General features: G+C 46.1%; 10 protein-coding genes and 2 pseudogenes. 2 read left to right on the plus strand and 10 right to left on the minus strand.

Going from position 1 to position 16,957, the window contains the following annotated elements:
• Positions 1-19: 19 nt before the first annotated feature.
• Positions 20-1,564, minus strand: a complete 1,545-nt coding sequence (locus L876_RS0112740; protein WP_028764164.1) for a hypothetical protein — start codon at positions 1,562-1,564, stop codon at positions 20-22.
• A 171-nt stretch (positions 1,565-1,735) separates the two neighbouring features.
• A complete protein-coding gene (locus L876_RS0112745) occupies positions 1,736-2,137 on the minus strand; it encodes a hypothetical protein (RefSeq protein ID WP_028764165.1) in 402 nt (133 codons plus the stop codon).
• A 407-nt stretch (positions 2,138-2,544) separates the two neighbouring features.
• Between L876_RS0112745 and L876_RS21715 the strand changes: the two are divergent.
• Positions 2,545-3,645: pseudogene (locus L876_RS21715) on the plus strand (ISAs1 family transposase).
• A 331-nt stretch (positions 3,646-3,976) separates the two neighbouring features.
• Here the strand turns inward: L876_RS21715 and L876_RS0112755 are convergent.
• The 5 genes and pseudogenes from L876_RS0112755 to L876_RS21720 all read right to left on the minus strand — a co-directional run bounded on the left by L876_RS0112755 (position 3,977) and on the right by L876_RS21720 (position 12,201).
• Positions 3,977-5,374, minus strand: a complete 1,398-nt coding sequence (locus L876_RS0112755) for a M16 family metallopeptidase (RefSeq protein WP_162149002.1) — start codon at positions 5,372-5,374, stop codon at positions 3,977-3,979.
• Positions 5,375-5,484: 110 nt separating this feature from the next.
• Complete coding sequence (locus L876_RS0112760) at positions 5,485-6,888, minus strand: M16 family metallopeptidase (RefSeq protein WP_051413111.1); 1,404 nt, start codon at positions 6,886-6,888, stop codon at positions 5,485-5,487.
• Positions 6,889-6,960: 72 nt separating this feature from the next.
• Positions 6,961-8,511: a nitric oxide reductase transcriptional regulator NorR gene (norR, locus tag L876_RS0112765; protein WP_028764168.1), complete on the minus strand. Its 1,551-nt coding sequence runs from the start codon at positions 8,509-8,511 to the stop codon at positions 6,961-6,963.
• Between the two features lie 268 nt (positions 8,512-8,779).
• On the minus strand, positions 8,780-11,071 hold the full coding sequence (locus L876_RS0112770; RefSeq protein WP_028764169.1) for a nitric-oxide reductase large subunit: 2,292 nt from the start codon (positions 11,069-11,071) through the stop codon (positions 8,780-8,782).
• A 204-nt stretch (positions 11,072-11,275) separates the two neighbouring features.
• Positions 11,276-12,201: pseudogene (locus L876_RS21720) on the minus strand (LpxL/LpxP family Kdo(2)-lipid IV(A) lauroyl/palmitoleoyl acyltransferase).
• A gap of 218 nt (positions 12,202-12,419) precedes the next feature.
• On the opposite strand from L876_RS21720, the gene L876_RS0112780 reads away from it, so the two are divergent.
• A complete protein-coding gene (locus L876_RS0112780) occupies positions 12,420-13,295 on the plus strand; it encodes a hypothetical protein (protein WP_051413112.1) in 876 nt (291 codons plus the stop codon).
• Between the two features lie 331 nt (positions 13,296-13,626).
• Here the strand turns inward: L876_RS0112780 and L876_RS0112785 are convergent, their stop codons facing one another.
• From L876_RS0112785 to L876_RS0112795, 3 genes are all read right to left on the minus strand, one after another.
• Complete coding sequence (locus L876_RS0112785; RefSeq protein WP_028764171.1) at positions 13,627-13,908, minus strand: hypothetical protein; 282 nt, start codon at positions 13,906-13,908, stop codon at positions 13,627-13,629.
• 184 nt (positions 13,909-14,092) lie between these two features.
• Positions 14,093-15,418 carry a MipA/OmpV family protein gene (locus tag L876_RS0112790; RefSeq protein ID WP_028764172.1) on the minus strand — a complete coding sequence of 442 codons (1,326 nt, stop codon included), beginning with the start codon at positions 15,416-15,418 and terminating at the stop codon, positions 14,093-14,095.
• Positions 15,419-15,570: 152 nt separating this feature from the next.
• Entirely contained in the window at positions 15,571-16,953 is a 1,383-nt protein-coding gene (locus L876_RS0112795) for an NAD(P)(+) transhydrogenase (Re/Si-specific) subunit beta (RefSeq protein WP_028764173.1), read from the minus strand.
• Positions 16,954-16,957: the final 4 nt, after the last annotated feature.

Consider the following 16,957-nt stretch of genomic DNA (forward strand, 5'->3'; position numbering starts at 1 on the left):
TGGCTCAGCTGTTTGGTTATTAGTTTTTAGGGGCAGGGCAATCCGTTAACACTGTTAGCGATCTGTTGCTCTTGTCTACTTGTTGCATTAACGCCATTATCTCATTGGGGTTAAGCCCTTTATACATTAAGGCGACATTAGGCTGGTGTGCTAAAGGGGCTAACCGCGAGCAATCTGTAATGTTCATGATGGAGACCGATGTTGCTTGGCTTTGTGCTAATGCCTGCCAATCTTGAGTGTCGATATTTGATAGCATCAAGTTGGCAGATAGTCGGCTGATATCGCCAAATTTGGCTATCTGACTCAGCTCTATGTTGAGCATCTCTAATTGCGCTAAGCTCGATAAGGGGGATAAATCAGTGAGCTTCCCGCCCATTAAACTGACTGTGTGCAGTTGTTTGAATTTTTGCAGGTCGTCAAGATTTACTGTCGATGACAGACGGCAGTTAACTTGGGTCAGCTCATTGCTATTACTCAATTGAAGCTGCTTGGCGATAGCTTTTATACAGCTTGCTATTTGTGGGTCGTTAAATGACATTGCATCTATGGAATATGACGGCGAGCGGAGCAGTAATATATCTAGGGTGATTCGCTCATTGTCGGTCTCGACAACACCGGTAATACGGGCTTGGTATGGCAGGCTTATATCTGCTAATGCTGCATCAGGCAGTTGTAACTGAAGCTGGTCATTAATACGGAGTTGATTGGTCAGCGTAAGTTGCTTGAGTTCAGAGATATCGCTGACTTCAAGAGTGCTAAGATCGTTAAAATAAGGGAGGTCATTAGCCGTAAATTCATAGCTTAGCGTCAGTGTTTCAACTGACTTGTTCTGTGGCTGCTGTGATTGAGGCTCAGGTGCCCTTGTTCGATCCGTTTGCGACGTCGCGTGATCAAATTCATCTATCGCCCCATGTTGTATCAGTTTCTCAACCAGTTCAGTTTCGACGCTCTGAACGTCTTCAACCAGAGGGGGCAGAGCCTCAGACAGATAGCAGAATTTAGACACCTCAAACATGTCTACCAGCATATTGACCTGAGTTTGACCAAGGTTGAACGCCATTAATGCCGAGAACGCTTCGGCTTCATCTCGCTTTGTTAGCAGGGAGTCGATGTTATCGACATAGTCTTGTAGTTCAGTTGTAGTCTGTTGAAATTGCGCTAATTGCTCGGGTTGGTAGCAGTCGCTGTCTTTGTCGATGTTTGCGAGAAAATGCTGATAATGAGGTAAGTACTGATTAGCGAGCGCTAACATCTGCTCGGCAGTCTGTGTCATGTCGCCAATGAATTCGCTTTGTAGCACGATTTTAGCGCTTTGAGTTTCGTCCAGCTTTTGTGATAACAACTCCATTTGCCGAGCATGTTGTTTACTGAGTCGATGAGATTGCTCGACGATAGTGTTGGTATCTTGTTTGAAATTCAGGATGGCATCGCGGGTCGACATTGCGAGTAGCTTGCTGCTGTATGTCATCGCTGTGATAACAAGCACAATAGATATTGCCGAGCCTAATTGTTTATTTGTGAAGCCGCGGTAGAGTGTTAGTTTTAATAATCGCTTGATTGCCATTGACTTCCCTGTTTATACAATCAATCTAACCTTGATTGACGACTCTCCATAAAGGTTGTCCACAAAGCTGATTCATAAAACATATGCCACAAAAGATGGGTCATAAAAGATAGGCCATGAGATATTAATTCAGGGGGAACGCTGCCCCCTGATTAATCGTTAAGCCGAAATTTAGAAATATAAGTTATCGACTAACTTTTCATTGACATATAACTCACATTTATCGGCCGTGCTGCTCTTTGAAGACTGCACTACACTTGCGATGGCACCAAAGGCACCGCCTTGATTACCTAACACCGAACCGAAGTAGCAATGACTGCGTACAGCGAAGTCTTTGTAATTGGCGTTTAAGTTCTGAGTTGGAGTGTAAGGAGGAAAACGACCTTGCATAATTGGATCGCCGTTTACGGTTAAGATTAAAATATTTTTCTTGTCATGATAGCTGCCGTTAAATTTGAGCACTGTACCATCGACTTCGACCGTTTTTTCGAGTGCTATACGAGGGCCTGGGTCTGAAGCACAACCAGTAAGAATAACGGCAAGTGTTAAGGCAGAAAGTGAAGCATATTTCATTTAAATAGTCCTTTATATCAAGAGTAAATCGTCCATCAAGGAGTGGATGTTAATCTAGACAAAAAAGCATCACAATGAGATGTAACCTTATTTGCTAAAAATAAAACTTTAGTTTTACGCACGGATCTTATCTTAAAGTGTTGACCCGCTGTATTATCCATTCGGGTGTATTTTGATTGGAAATTAGACTTGTTAGCCCTAGATTTATATGAAATGTGTCTTGGGTAGCTCATAAAATGCACTGACGAGCCCGTAGTCTAGGGGCCATTTGCTAATTTTGATAAAAAGTCACTTGTTTAAAAAAGGTATTAGCCAGCTGCAGGGCGGGATCATACTTTGTTAATAGTAGGGAACTTCTTCGTATCTGCATGATCTGATCGGGCATGTTATTCTACTGAGCCTAATCCATGTCCTTATTTGAACACTTGAAACTCATCGAAGACCCTCGCTCTCACATCAACCTAAACCATGATTTAGTTGATATTATTTTTCTCGTTTTAGCCGCTATCGCTTCAGGTTGTGATGGCTGGCAAGCTATCGAATAATTCGGCCAAGAGAACCTATCTTGGCTGCGTAAACATCGAGATTTTGATAACGGAATCCCTACTCGACATTCCATTGCTCGGATCATTAAAGTGATCGATACCGAAATACTGGTTATGACACTCTTTAGTTGGGCAAATCGCTTAAGAGAAGCCTCATCCAAGCCATTGATCGCTATTGACGGCAAAACCTTGCGTGGGGCTGTTAATCAACATGGCGCTAACAATGCGCTTCACTTGGTTTCGGCCTTTGATACTGAACAAGGAATTGTGCTGTATCAGCAAGATACACAGACTAAAGACAATGAAATCGCAACGGTTCAGGCGTTATTGCACATGTTAGACATTAAAAACACTGTTGTAACCTTTGATGCACTTCACTGCCAGCGGGAAACGCTTCAACAAATCATCAAAGCTAAAGGCGACTATGTTGTTCAGGTAAAAGGCAATCAACCGCTACTGAGGCAGGCCATAGAGATGCAGTTTCAACCTCACTGGGATAACGACGGCGTCGACATCTTGAGTATCGAAGAGGATGATAAGGGGCATGGCCGTAAGGAGCGTCGCACGACATTTCAAATTTCAGCAAAGCTGCCGCAGGCGCTCGCGAAAAAGTGGCCGTCAGCAAAGTCGCTCATTGCCGTTGAACGTCAACGAACATGCAAAGGCATTACCACCATAAGTACGGATTATTACTTAAGTTCTTTGCCTCTAGACATCAAACTCGCAGCCAAAGCGGTGCGTCAGCATTGGCACATCGAGAACCAGCAACACTGGGTGCTTGACGTCACCTTTAGGGAAGATTGTTCAAGGATTGGTGACCATGAAAACGCGAAGAAGATGGCGCTATTTCGGCGTATCGTGCTGAACCTTTTAGAGCAGCATCCGCTAAAAGCAAGTAAACCAACCAAGATAAGAAAAGCAGCATGGAGTGGCGATTTTAGGAGCGAGATTTTCTTTGGTTAAATGATTTAACAAAGTTTAATCCCGCCCTGGGTATTTTGGTGTGTGAGTATATTTGTTTTTAAGTTGAGCAAGCCCGCAGTACTTCTTAAAAATTGGATATTTCTAGGGCATCTACTTAGGGTAAATAATTCACCATTATACATTTCACTTCCTTATGAGATTTATAATGTACTACTTTATTACTAGGGTTGTTTTTGAAACGAATAAATCGTACAACTTTATTATTATGTTAGTTGTATCAAAATGTGTTTACTATTTTATCTATATATCTATTAGACACAACCCTGCAGATTGTAGGTGTTATAACTTGGCATAAATGAGGTAAGTAAACCTATGGTGTGACTATATGCCAATCTGGTAATTTTTCCTGTAGATCGGGTTTTATTTTATCGAGATCGCCACGGATAACCATCACTGGTGGAGCGTGGAACACTTGCTGTGCCGCTTGCTGTAATGTCAACGAATTGAGACGTTGCCATTGAGCTTGCTGATTCACTATCGCTTGCCAATCCTGCTGCTTACTCAGCAGCTGAATATAGCGCGCCGTGCGATGAGCGGGATCGTCAAACATTAAGTTGAATTGATTTTGATAGTAATCTGCGAGCGCTTTTACCTCGTCGTCTTCGGCGAGCTCAGTTTGGGCTAGCTGTAAATGATCTAAAATCCCTTTAATAAAAGCCCCTGTGTGCTGTAACTGGGTACTACCGTAGTACTTTAGAATTGTCGCCATAGGGTTGTCGAAGCAGCGTCCATAAATTCCATAGGTGAGTCCTCGTCGTTCACGCAGATCATAGTAAAGTCTGCCTGAAAAACTTCTTCCGAGCCAACGGCTCAGAAGTTCGCAACTAAAAGTGCTGTCTATCTGGCCACTATCACTGCTGTGAGCCTGTAATGGTAAATGGTATCCAAGGCGCACTTGGGTTTGTACGCTGCCCGGCGCGTCGATAACGTAGAGGGTTTTACCATAGGGTTTAAAGCTATCTAGCTTTGGTTCACTGAAACTCGATGGCACAGGCAGGCGTTTCATTTGCGCTGCGATAACCGTTTTTTGCTGCGGCTCAATTGACGCGTCGCGTTCGATGATTAGGTGCCACTGGCTTTGGATCCCTGCTTGATGAGCAATCTTTTCAAGAGACTGATGTGTTAGCGTTTTTTGCTGTGCTTCATTATTGAGCGCGCCATTATAGGGATGGGTTTGTCCCAATATTTTTTCCGCCCACAGCTTCTCTATTTCGTTACCATTAAACGCGTTGATATGTTTATCGAGTGCGAGTTGTCGTCTTAGTTTGGCGATATCTAGATCGCTAAAACTGCCGGTTGACCATATATCGACTAATAGCGATAAGGCCGTTTCAAGCTGATCATCAGGGCAGGCCAAGGTAAGCGTAACGCTATGTAGACTCACTTGTGAGTTAAAGCTTTCTATGCAGTTGAAAGGTGTTTTTGCAGATGGCTTATTTGCCAGCCAAAGCCCTTTTTCAGTAAAGGCCTTGGCCAAGATATCCGCATCTTGATAAGGCTGGTTTGGGCTAACTGCGACTAAATGAATGCGGTTAAGCGTAGAGAGTCTGCCTGGGAGTATATGCAGGAGATGAAAGGGGGCTAGCACACTCACTTGCGGCACTAAATGGTGTTCTACTAGGCTCGAACCTGATGATTCAACTATAGGTGCGTTGATTAACGGTTTGAAGCTAGGGGGCTCGGGGGATTGAACTGGTGTAAAGGTCATTTTGGTCTGCTGACAACCACCGCAAATTAGCAAGATGAGAAAAAAACTGAGTAAGAGGCATGAGTTTATACTGCACAGCTTTATACCGCACAGCTTCACAACAAAGGGCCTCATAACACTTGCTCCTCTAATGAGTCTGTCCATCCTGTAGGTAGCCATTCGAGTACCGCTTTACTCCAGCGAATATACCAAGGCGGCAGCAGATCTAAACGGACGACACCAGGCTGTAAATATTGTCGAGTGACTCGAATAATATCGGCGTTGGTGACTGCGTTGACGCGCTCCCATGGGCCAGATAGTGGAGTTAATCTGTCTTTTTCAAGGGTCGCGCTGAGTGTTGTCGCTAAGCTGATGTCGTTATCTAGTTTTGCTAGCTGCTGCTGTAGTGATCGCAGCTTTAACTGCTTAAGTTGTTCGGATGTGAGCCCACCGGCTGCAAAGTCATCGATAATCGCTGTGATCTGCTCGGTGAGCTGATCTAAGGAGATGTTGGCTCTTGGCACCATCACAAGGTTCATCACACCAAAATGTTCCATGGTCAATGGCAATGAGTAATACAGCAACTGTTTAGGTTCTGTGAGGCTGAGTTTAGCTAATACACTAGAGCGGCTTTGTAACAGGTAGGATTCAACTAAACTGATGGCGGCGGCATCTTGATGCGAACGACCAACGGTGTGCCATGCCAATAGTAAGCCAGGCCAAGGCCCTCGAGCATCGATGATCTCATGATGCACAGACTGCCTGTTAACTTGGAGTGGATGAAAGCCTTGGGGTGTGTTATTTGGCATTGGCCAGTCAGCAAAATACGCTTTTACCCAAGTGAGCGTTTGTGGTGGCACTTGCCCGACTATGCTTAGTTGCAGGGTATCGGGGCGGTAAAATGTTTGATGAAACTGAGTTAGGCTCTCGGTTGTCGCCGCTTCAATATCGGTTTTAGATCCAATCACGGCATGGCCATAAGGGGTTCCCTGCACTTGCTTGAGCAAAAACTCCATAGCAGGGCGAATATAGGGCTGATTATCTATCGTCGTCGCCATCTCCTCTAGCACTGTCTGTTGCTGGTTTTTCACTGTGTCTGTTGTCAGTGAGGGACGAATAAAACGATCGGCCTCTAACCAGAGTGCTAACTCAAGGGCATTGCTGGGAAGGTTAAGATAATAGTTGGTGTAATCGAAAAAGGTACTCGCGTTGAATCGGCCACTGAGTGCACTCATGGTTTGGCTATAACTGTCGCCTGGAGCATTTTGGCTGCCTTTAAATAGCATATGTTCAAACAGGTGGGCATAGCCGGTTTGACCTTGTGATTCATTGCGCGAACCGACTGCAAACTGACTGGCAATTGCCACACTTTGTCGTTGCGCAAGTGGTAATAGCCTCACTTCAAGCCCATTGTCTAAACGGCGATACTCAATGGTTTTTTCTACTTGATAAAGGGGCAATGCCAGCTTAACCAACTCATCATTGGCTGCCGCTACGCTAGTCGTTATTGTGGCGGCTATAAATAAGTGCGCCATTATCAAGTGTCGAGAAAGTGTTAAGTTCAATGTAATTGTCTCGCTTCTAAAGCCTGATTATGCCGATTGTTTTTATTCGTTGTTCGGTTTTAACCCTAGTCGTTTTGCCAATCTGTGTAAATTTCCTGAATCAATTTTCAAGGCGCGAGCGGTTGCTGCCCAGTTATTTTGGTGTTGCAGCAACATCTGACGAATATAGTTGCTTTGAAATTGCTCTGTAGCCTGCTTAAGATCGCCGCTGACGGCGAAAGCTGGGGTAGCGATCTCTTGGGTCATTGCGGTTTGGTTTTGCGGTGCAAATTCAAAATGTGTTGGATTTATCAAGGCAATATTGCCGGTCGACTGTGCTCTTGCCAAGATGGCCGCTCGATAAATACTGTGTTCGAGCTCCCTAACATTACCCGGCCAAGCATATTGGTTGAGCATGGTTATGCTTTGGGGGCTGAGACGTAGGCTTTGCAGGCCTAATTGCTGGCGACAGCGCTCAACAAAAAAACCACTGAGTAAGGTGATGTCTTGTTCGCGCTCTCTGAGAGGCGGAGCGAGCAGCGGGAACACGCTAAGTCTATGATACAAATCGGCCCTAAAGCGGCCTGCTAACACTTCATTTTTAAGGTTTTTATTAGTGGCGGCAATGATACGAACGTCCACCTTTAAACTGCGATCATCACCGATCTTTTGTAGATCACCATATTGCAATACCCGCAGTAACTTCGATTGCAGTGTCAGCGGGAGCTCACCTATCTCATCTAAAAACAGTGAGCCCTTGTCGGCCATTTCAAACTTACCGCTACGATGGCTAATTGCTCCCGTAAACGCCCCTTTGACATGGCCAAAGAGTTCACTTTCTGCCACAGATTCTGGTAATGCTGCGCAATTGAGGTATACCAAGGCTTGATTGGCACGTTGGGACTGCTGGTGGATAGCGCTGGCTATAAGCTCTTTACCCGTGCCCGTTTCACCAAGAATGAGCACGTTGAGCTCGGTTGGTGCGACGACGGCGATCTCTTGATTGAGATTAAGCATTACTGGAGATTGACCTATGATCTCGGTGTCGGCAGCTTGAGCGCGCGTTGTGCTGACTTGTGTGTCATCCCATTTTGATTGTAGTGACTGTTTCTCGAGTTTATCGATGAGTAGCGCGTTATTGAGCGAAGCCGAGGCAATGGCGCTGATGGCACGTAATTGCCCATCACTAAAGGAGGTAAATTGATCCGGGTTAAAGCCGTCGATTGTGATAGCGCCGATCAGGGCACCATCGGCGATGAGTGGTAAGCCGATACAGGCATGTACAGTTAGGTTGTCGCCTTGATTTGGGATCAGGCCATCATAGGGATCTGGAAGATCGCTATCGGCGGGGAAACGCACAATATCACCCGCTCGCGCAATGGCTTCGAGGCGGGGGTGTTCGTGAAGGTTAAAGCGTCGACCAAGCACATCTGGGCTGAGTCCATCTATGGCTAATGGCGTAAATAGCTGCCCCTTAAATTGTAGTAGTGCTGCGGCATCGCACTGAACGCTAAGTCTGATTGTATTGAGCAGGCGAGAGAATCTATCGTGGTTGGAGAGCCCTGAGGTGAGATCGAGTGCCATGCGAGTGAGTTCAGTCTGGCTGAGGGCCATAGGGTCTCCAAATGTTAACAAGGTAATAGGGTTAATATGAGTGGTTATTATGAACGGATATGACCAATAAATCCTAGTGCAATGTCAATTTGATGCTGTCAATTTGACGTGTTTAATTTAGTGCGTTTGATTGACTATGCCAAATTGAACATGCCAGTTTACATAGATGTCTCGTCTTGTTGACTGAGTGGCCGTAGCGCTGATATCAGACCAGAAATAGGGGCTCGCTGCCCCTATTTCTGTACTTCGACCTTAGTGAATCATACGATTATGTAGCGGCTGGTAGTGGCTCCCCTTGTTCTACTTTGCCTTTAGATTTAGCCAGCGCCTTCTTAATTAAGTCAAACAGGAATACGCCCATAAACAAGCCGCCTGCACCAAATAGAATATCACCAGGCATACGCATCCAGACTAAGGTTTCCACGAGTGGACTGTGAATGACTTCTGGTGAACGTGCAAACCAGTAGCCATTTTCAAGTACTGCAAAGAACTGCGTTAACCCTACAGGCAATAGTGACATAAATACCATGGCGGCAAGGCCAATGTTAAGGCTCCAAAACGCGCCTTTTAGCCATTTTTCATTCCATTGAATTTGACCACTTAAGCCGCGAAGACAGAACAGCATTAATCCCATGCCGAGCATGCCGTAGACTCCCATAAAGGCAGCATGGCCATGGGTGGCAGTGGTGTTTAATCCTTGAATAAAATACAGTGCGATAGGAGGGTTGATTAAGAAACCTAGAATGCCTGCTCCGACTAAATTCCAAAACGCGGTGGCGACGAAGAACATGATTGCCCACTTATAGCGGATCATCCATGGACTAGCGTTACGTAAACGGTAGCTTTCAACGGCTTCGAAACCGATTAAGGCGAGCGGAACGACTTCAAGAGCCGAGAATATAGCGCCCCAAGCAATAACCGACGTTGGTGTGCCAGTAAAATAGAGGTGGTGTAGGGTACCAATTAGACCACCCGTTAAGAAGATCACAGTGGTAAAGAGCACGGCAGCATTAGCACTGCGAGCACGAATGAGGCCTAAGCGTACCAACATGAGTGCGATAACTGACGTTGCAAAGGTTTCGAAGAAGCCTTCAACCCATAAATGAACCACCCACCAACGCCAATATTCGGCGATGGCAAGGTTGGTGTGTTTGCCCATCATTAGCCCTGCACCGTAGAACAGGCCAATAGCGACACATGATGCATACAATACCCAAATAACTGGGCGCATCTCACCTTTTACTTTGAGGGCTGGGCGAATTGATGCCGTCACCAGGGCTAACCAAATCAGTAGACCGCCTAGCAGTAGCACTTGCCATACACGGCCTAAATCTATGTATTCGTAGCCTTGGTGTCCAAATAGGAAGTTCATATCCAAGTCGAAATACTGTTGAACGCCTATCCATTCACCCGCCATAGAGCCGAGTACGACGATGACTAACGCAATCCAGAGCACATTCACACCAAGACGCTGGAATTTGGGTTCATATCCAGACAGTGCTGGGGCGATATAAAGGCCCGTACCCAGCCATGCGGTCGCGATCCAAAAAACCGCGAGTTGGGTATGCCAAGTACGAGTGACCGAGTAGGGTAAAATTTCAGAGAGTGGTATACCGTAGAAGTTTTGCCCTTCAACAGCGTAGTGTGCGGTAATACCACCTAGAAAAATTTGTAGTAAAAACAAACCAATGGCAGTGACGAAATACTTGCCTACGGCCTTTTGTGACGGCGTGGGTTTGGTGAGGAATAAGGGATCTTGTTCTGCAGGCTGAGGTAGACTCTCATGTTTGCCACTTGCATGATGCCAAACTAAGCCGCCAATACCGGCAATCAGGGTAATAATACTTAAGATTGACCACACGATGTTATCAGAAGTTGGTGTATTACCGATCTGTGGATCATAAGGCCAGTTATTAGTGTAGGTGTAGGACTCTCCTTGGCGCTCTGTGACGGCTGCCCAAGCGCCCCAAAATAGGAAGGCATTAAGCTTTTCTCGTCTAGCGAGATCCGGCACAGTGCCCTCTTTCATTGCATACTGCTCTCTGAGCACTGACAATTTAGGGTCATCACCAAATAATGCCAGATAGTGTTCGACGACCTGACCGATCGCCTGAATACGGGTAGCTGACAGGGTAATGACACTGTTGCCTTGGGGATCGGTGACGACACTGTTGGCGCGAATATCCTCGCGTAATGCTTGCTCCAGTGCAGCTTGAACTTGAGAGTTGAGTTCATTGAAGGGCAAGTTGTGGCGTGCTTTAGCTGTGATATCTAACCAAGCTTGTGCTTCTTTATGCAGCCAATCTGCAGTCCAGTCTGGTGCAACGTAGGAACCGTGTCCCCAAATTGAACCCAACTGATGGCCACCCATTGAACGCCAGACCAGTTGACCTTGTTCAATATCATTTTTGGTGAAGATAGGGCTGCCTTGTTCATTAACAAAGGCGGTGGGAATCGGGGGCTTTTCTCGATAGATCTCACTGCCAATACTTAGCAGTACCGTGAAGGATGCAATAAGTACCACTATCAGTGCTATTGCAGTTAGCCGTTGCTTGCTCATAAAACCTCTCAGCGCAATATATTTTAGTATAAGTTGCACTGATATAGCACTAGCTGTGCCAGCTTTGTATCTTATTGTTTTTATGTGGTTTAGTGTTTTTTATTTACGTCATTACTGTCATTATGACACTCAGTGTAAGTAGTCAATATGACATTGAGGTGTCTTAATGACAGTGCGCTATATCACTGCCATCGAGTGCAGGGGTTACTGATATAAAGAGGGGTCGTCTTTATTTGGTCGAGTTTTGAAACGGCGATGTAACCACATATATTGGGCGCGATTACGATCAATGATTGATTCGACGATTTGATTACCACGTTTGGCGTCTTCAAGCTCATTCTCACCGGGGAAATCGTCCAATGGCGCCTGTATTTCAATGCTGTAGCCGTTATCATCATCGTTGCGGACGACGGCAAAGGGAGCACTTTGGCTTTACCCAGTTTGGCGAGTGTCGTGGCACCGGTTATCGTGGCGGCATCGGGGACGGCGAAAAAAGGAATAAATACCGCACTCGAGCGGCCAAAGTCTTGGTCTGCGGTATACCAAATTACATCAGGGCTTCTTAAGCTGCGCACCATTTGACGGATATCGCGTTTAGCGACTAAGCCTTTGTTAGAACGTAAGCGCCCATTGACCTGCAGATACTCCATCAACGGATTATTATGGGGCCGATAGACACCAATACCGGGTTGGAATTGGCCAAAAATACGTGCCCCCATCTCAAGAGGAAGACAGTGCACCGCAAATAGGATGACACCTTGGCCGGCGGCTAAGGTCTGCTCTACATGGGCTTGTCCTTTAATGGTCATGTGCTGCTGTACTTTGCTATCTGGCCACCACCAAGCGTTGGCAATATCGAAAATAGCTTTACCCGTTTCTTCAAAGTTTTGGGTGAGCAGTACTGCTTGGTCTGCTGCCGACATCTGTGGAAAACACAATTCAATATTACGCTTGGCCGTGTTAACTCTACCTTTGACAAGCTTCATGGCCAATCGGCCAATGGCTTTTCCTAGGCGCATCTGTTGGCGTAAAGGTAACAACTGGCTTAACCGCATAATGGCCACGCCTAGCCAGATAAGCCAGTACTTTGGATGATAAAAAGAGGATGAGAAGCTTGCTTTTTCGACCACGGAAACCTAAATGTGTTAATCAAAACGAGCCCACATTCTACCGCAATTAGTGGAGGGGATTGGTATAATCACTGACAATTTTTTAAAAAGAGTAGCTGGATCATGCTCCAATACCTATCTGCTTCAAAGCGAGCAGGGGAGGGCCACATTAACTTGCTTGCACGTTTGCGCTATACAGACTCTCATACTCAAGATAATCTGTTACCTAGGGCAAGCAGATGCATATTGAGGTTGGCTATCGAGTGTTAGCAGAAGCGTTATTTATCGCTAGCGGCTGGTTTTGGGCGCCGATCAGCCAGACGTCGCAGGCCTTAGTTTGCCATACGCCGCAACTGGAGTTGTGCTTGGCACAGTTGCCTAGCACTGTAAAACGGCAACTGCCGAGCAATCGCGCTCAGCTTCGCCTACAGATGGGGGGAAGAGGAGCCATGGCGCGCCCCGTTTCTCATTCATCTATTGCTGGGGTGGTGTTTTTATCAGTTGAAAATATCCCTATGTCCTCTTCAGCACTATGGGGAGGCGAGGTGTATGCGCTACCTTTAGCGGCATCACAACAGCTCACCTTAATTCATGAGCTAGGTCATCTGGCCACGGCACGTTTGCCTGTCGACTACTGGGGGCAAGAAGGATTAACCCCATATCAGCATGAGTGGCTCGCCGACTTTTACCTTGTTTGGCACCTGGCTAAACAAGGAGAGCCAATGGCGTTAGCCTGGCAGCAGTATCATAAACGTAATTTGGCAGTATTTGAGAGTGTGCAGGCGATGTCTCACTGGACAACGCCAATGCTTTCACAGTTATTAGCGCGTTACACGTGGCAGCAACTGGGTCAATTTGAGCGGTTTTCCACGCTGATTGCAGAGGTTTATCCCCATTTGCATCAGTATAAAGCCGATGAGTTGAATGAGTTTTCTAGCCTGCTACAGCAGCTATTTGGTGCTAGTAAACTGCATGATTTACCGCAATATATGTTTTGGCGGCGCCCAGCAATGGCGCAATATATTCGACCCACATTAGAACGTATGATGGGGCAACAGGCGGCGACAGCGTGGCTGGTTGAACAAGCGATGAATAGCCCTGTGCATGGGGAGTGATACCAATCACGATAAGAGTGTGATCAACTCAGTGTGTTTTACTGCATCCGATGCCGTGTTAACGAACGACTATGTTCCTCATTCATTGCAATCAACAATGACGTTGTGAATGCCCTTGATGCACGACTATATGGATATAGGAGATAGGGTAACGCACGGATCGGTTACCGAGGATGTTAGAGACGAGGAGCAATTGAGGGCCTTGCTTCAGACGCACTAAACGCTCGCAGAGCGAACAGATCTTAATACTGATTGGTATAACATGCTGAATGGATAATACCGGCCAAAATAAAAGGAGCATAGTGCTCCTTTTATTTTAATAATTATTCATTCAGTGACGTGGTGGACGACGTTCACGTAGGACGACATCAGGGTTAAAATCGATATCACCTTCATCGTCAATGGTGACGAGCTTGTCGTCTTGTTTAGCCACAGCAGTGCGAGAGTGAGGTGAGCTCCTAACAAAAAGTAATTGGTAGCCCAGTTTTGCAAGGGTGTAAAAAGCGAATCTTTGAGGTGTAGTAAGGCGATCCCAATGTTGCTCAACATTGGCTTGGGCAATTCTTCTCTCCTCAAAGGTGAGATAGTTGCTGTCTAAGGCTGACGCTTGCATAACACTTTCCTCAATTAACACTCAGATTAATTCACTATCGATGATTATATAATCAGATGACTCCTATTTATGCAAGCAATACGCAACGGTTACTTGATCGGATCACTGTTGAACGTCACAAATATGTTCAGATTTGTTGCCAGAATGATTCTTGGCCACAAACCTGCATAGGCTGGATGGCAGATTAGAAATGCCATTGCAGGTAAATTGTTTGGTAATTACTGCCGCCTTTAATACGCCCAAATGCTGAGCTGGTTTCAAATATGCCCGATCTATGGTGAATAGCATAGCCTAGCCACATGTTTCGCATGTTGTGGCTGTTGAATAGGTCGCCCATGTTGACGTCGAGCGAGAAATCAAGATAGTTAAGTAGCTTTGATGGTTTATAACCTTTCTCCTCAATTTCAGAACCTTCAATATGGGTAAGGCTGCTGACATAAGAGAGCCCTTCGGCTACGCCTAATCTAAATCTTGGTCCTAGCTCAAAGGTATAGAATGCTTTAATGGCGACGACCGCCTCAGCTAAATCATTTTGCACTTCAGAACTGTGATGCCAAGCCAAACCGGGGGTAAAATAAAGTTCAATGGGCAGGGTAAATAGTGTCTCGCTCAAGCGGGTACCGTAAAACAGCGAGCTCATTTGGTTATTATAGGGATCGGTGCGCGTGTTCCAGTTTAATATTTCATTGAGATTGGAGGGCGTAGCCCAGCCGTGAGAGAGCCGCAAAAACTCATCACTGTCATCACTATAGGGCACCGAGCGGTAGCTCTTTTTGTTAGGCTCAGGAAAGAAGCCAAATCCAAAAAAGGACTCATATTGGTAGGCGGTGTCTATGCTTGGCAGATTCGATACACTGTCTTCCAAACGTCCAATGCCAAATTGGCCAAGTAGGTAAAGGTTGCTGACTACATGGTAACGTGCCTCTACACCAGCGTTTACTTGAACGCCACCGCCGACGTCATATTGCTCTAATCCATAGTAATACTGGTTAAAGTCGTCGCTCTTCCATTGAAACTCTGCATAGGGGGTGAGCTTCCAGTCGCCTTGTTGCCAGTGGTATTTAGTTCGCGTGTAAAGGTAGCCGCGTTTGTGCGAATCAGAAAGCAAGGCAACGTCGGCTTCCCAAGGTCCATGGGTAAATTTGTATTGCAGTCCAAAATCGAAGGCTTGCGCCTGAGATTCATTTTGTAACTCTTTAGGAATATCGACAAAGCGAAAGCGGGTATAAGCATTAATTTGATGATCGCCCTGCTGCCATAAATGTACGCCACCTTCCATACCATTGATAAAGGCATAGTCACTTTCAAATTTAAGTAGTGGCAGTACGTCATAGACTTCATCGTCTTCAACGGCATAGGGAATATCGCCACGACGGACACCAATAGCAACCCCCCAATCGTCAGTGCGGTAGTTGGCCTGTGGTGTAGAGGTTTCTTCTGCCATGAGTGATAAGGGCGTTATCAGTGATAACGAGAGTATGAGGGGGCTGAGTGAAATTATCGTTTTCATATTATTAGTTTAGCCAATGAGCCGTAGTCATAGGATGCTACAAGGTGGTTAAAAATCAAGCGTTTATTTAGGTTTTCAACAGGTCAAAGTCTAAAAGGGCTAGAAAAATAAAAAGACCGCATCGCGGTCTTTTTAATATGTCAGCGATTAGACTAATCTGCTTCTTTTAGGCTCTGGGTTAAATCCACAATTGCCTTTTTACCGTCGCCAAACAACATTAAAGTGTTGTCTTTGGCAAACAAGGGGTTAGGCAGTCCAGCAAAACCTGGACTCAATGAACGTTTAACCACAACCACGGTGCGCGCTTTGTCTACGTTAAGAATCGGCATGCCATAGATTGGGCTACCTTTGTCTTCTCGCGCCATAGGGTTGGTTACATCGTTGGCACCAATAACAATAGCCACGTCGGTTTGCTCAAACTGAGGGTTGATCTCATCCATCTCTATCAACTGCTCATAAGGCACTTCTGCTTCTGCCAGCAGTACGTTCATGTGCCCTGGCATACGCCCTGCAACCGGATGAATCGCGTACAAGACTTGTGCGCCACGTCCTTCAAGTACTGAGGCCAGTTCACGCACCGCATGTTGAGCTTGGGCCATGGCTAATCCGTAACCAGGTACAATAACTACGCGCTCTGCGGTTTCTAATAGCATAGCGACTTCTTCAGGCGATGATGAGGTGACTTTACCTGCGTAGACTTCATCGGCATCGATGGTTTCGCCGCCTTCCGCCATGACGCCAAACAGCACGTTAAATAGCGAACGGTTCATCGCCTTACACATGATTTGTGTCAGAATAATCCCCGACGCACCGACCAGTGAACCAGACACAATCAGTACCGTGTTACCTGTGATGAAACCTGTGGTCGCCGCCGCAATACCTGAGTATGAGTTAAGCAGTGCAATCACAACAGGCATGTCCGCACCACCAATAGGGACGACGAGGAATAGGCCTAGCAGTAATGATACCGCCACTAAAGCATAAATGAGCGCGGTATTACTAGGGTCGAGGACTATAGCAATAGAGAGACCAATGGCTGAAATCAATAACACAGCATTGATAAACTTATTACCGGGTACTCTAATTGGATTACCCGAGATCAGCTCTTGGAGTTTCGCGAAAGCCACAAACGAACCAGAAAGCGTCACCGCACCAATCAGTACAGTTAAACTGATAGAGATAAGCGCCACCAGATGGGTTGCTGATTCGGGATCAAGGAAGCTCGCCATGGCGATAAATAGCGATGCTCCACCACCAAAACCGTTAAGCAGGGCGACCATCTGTGGCATTGCCGTGACTTGAATCTTGGTGGCCATCACAGCACCAATGGTTCCGCCCAGTAATACCCCTGCGATGATCCATTCGTAGCTTAAAATGCTTTTATCAAAAAGGGTTACCACAACAGCTATAAACATACCTAAGGCCGATAACTGGTTACCACGTACCGCAGTGCGTGGTTTAGTGAGGCCTTTGATACCTAAAATAAACAGACTCGCAGCCACAAGGTAGGCGAGATAAATAATCGTCATACTCATGTTA

This window comes from Shewanella colwelliana ATCC 39565 (assembly GCF_000518705.1).
GTDB classification, from domain to species: Bacteria; Pseudomonadota; Gammaproteobacteria; order Enterobacterales; family Shewanellaceae; genus Shewanella; species Shewanella colwelliana.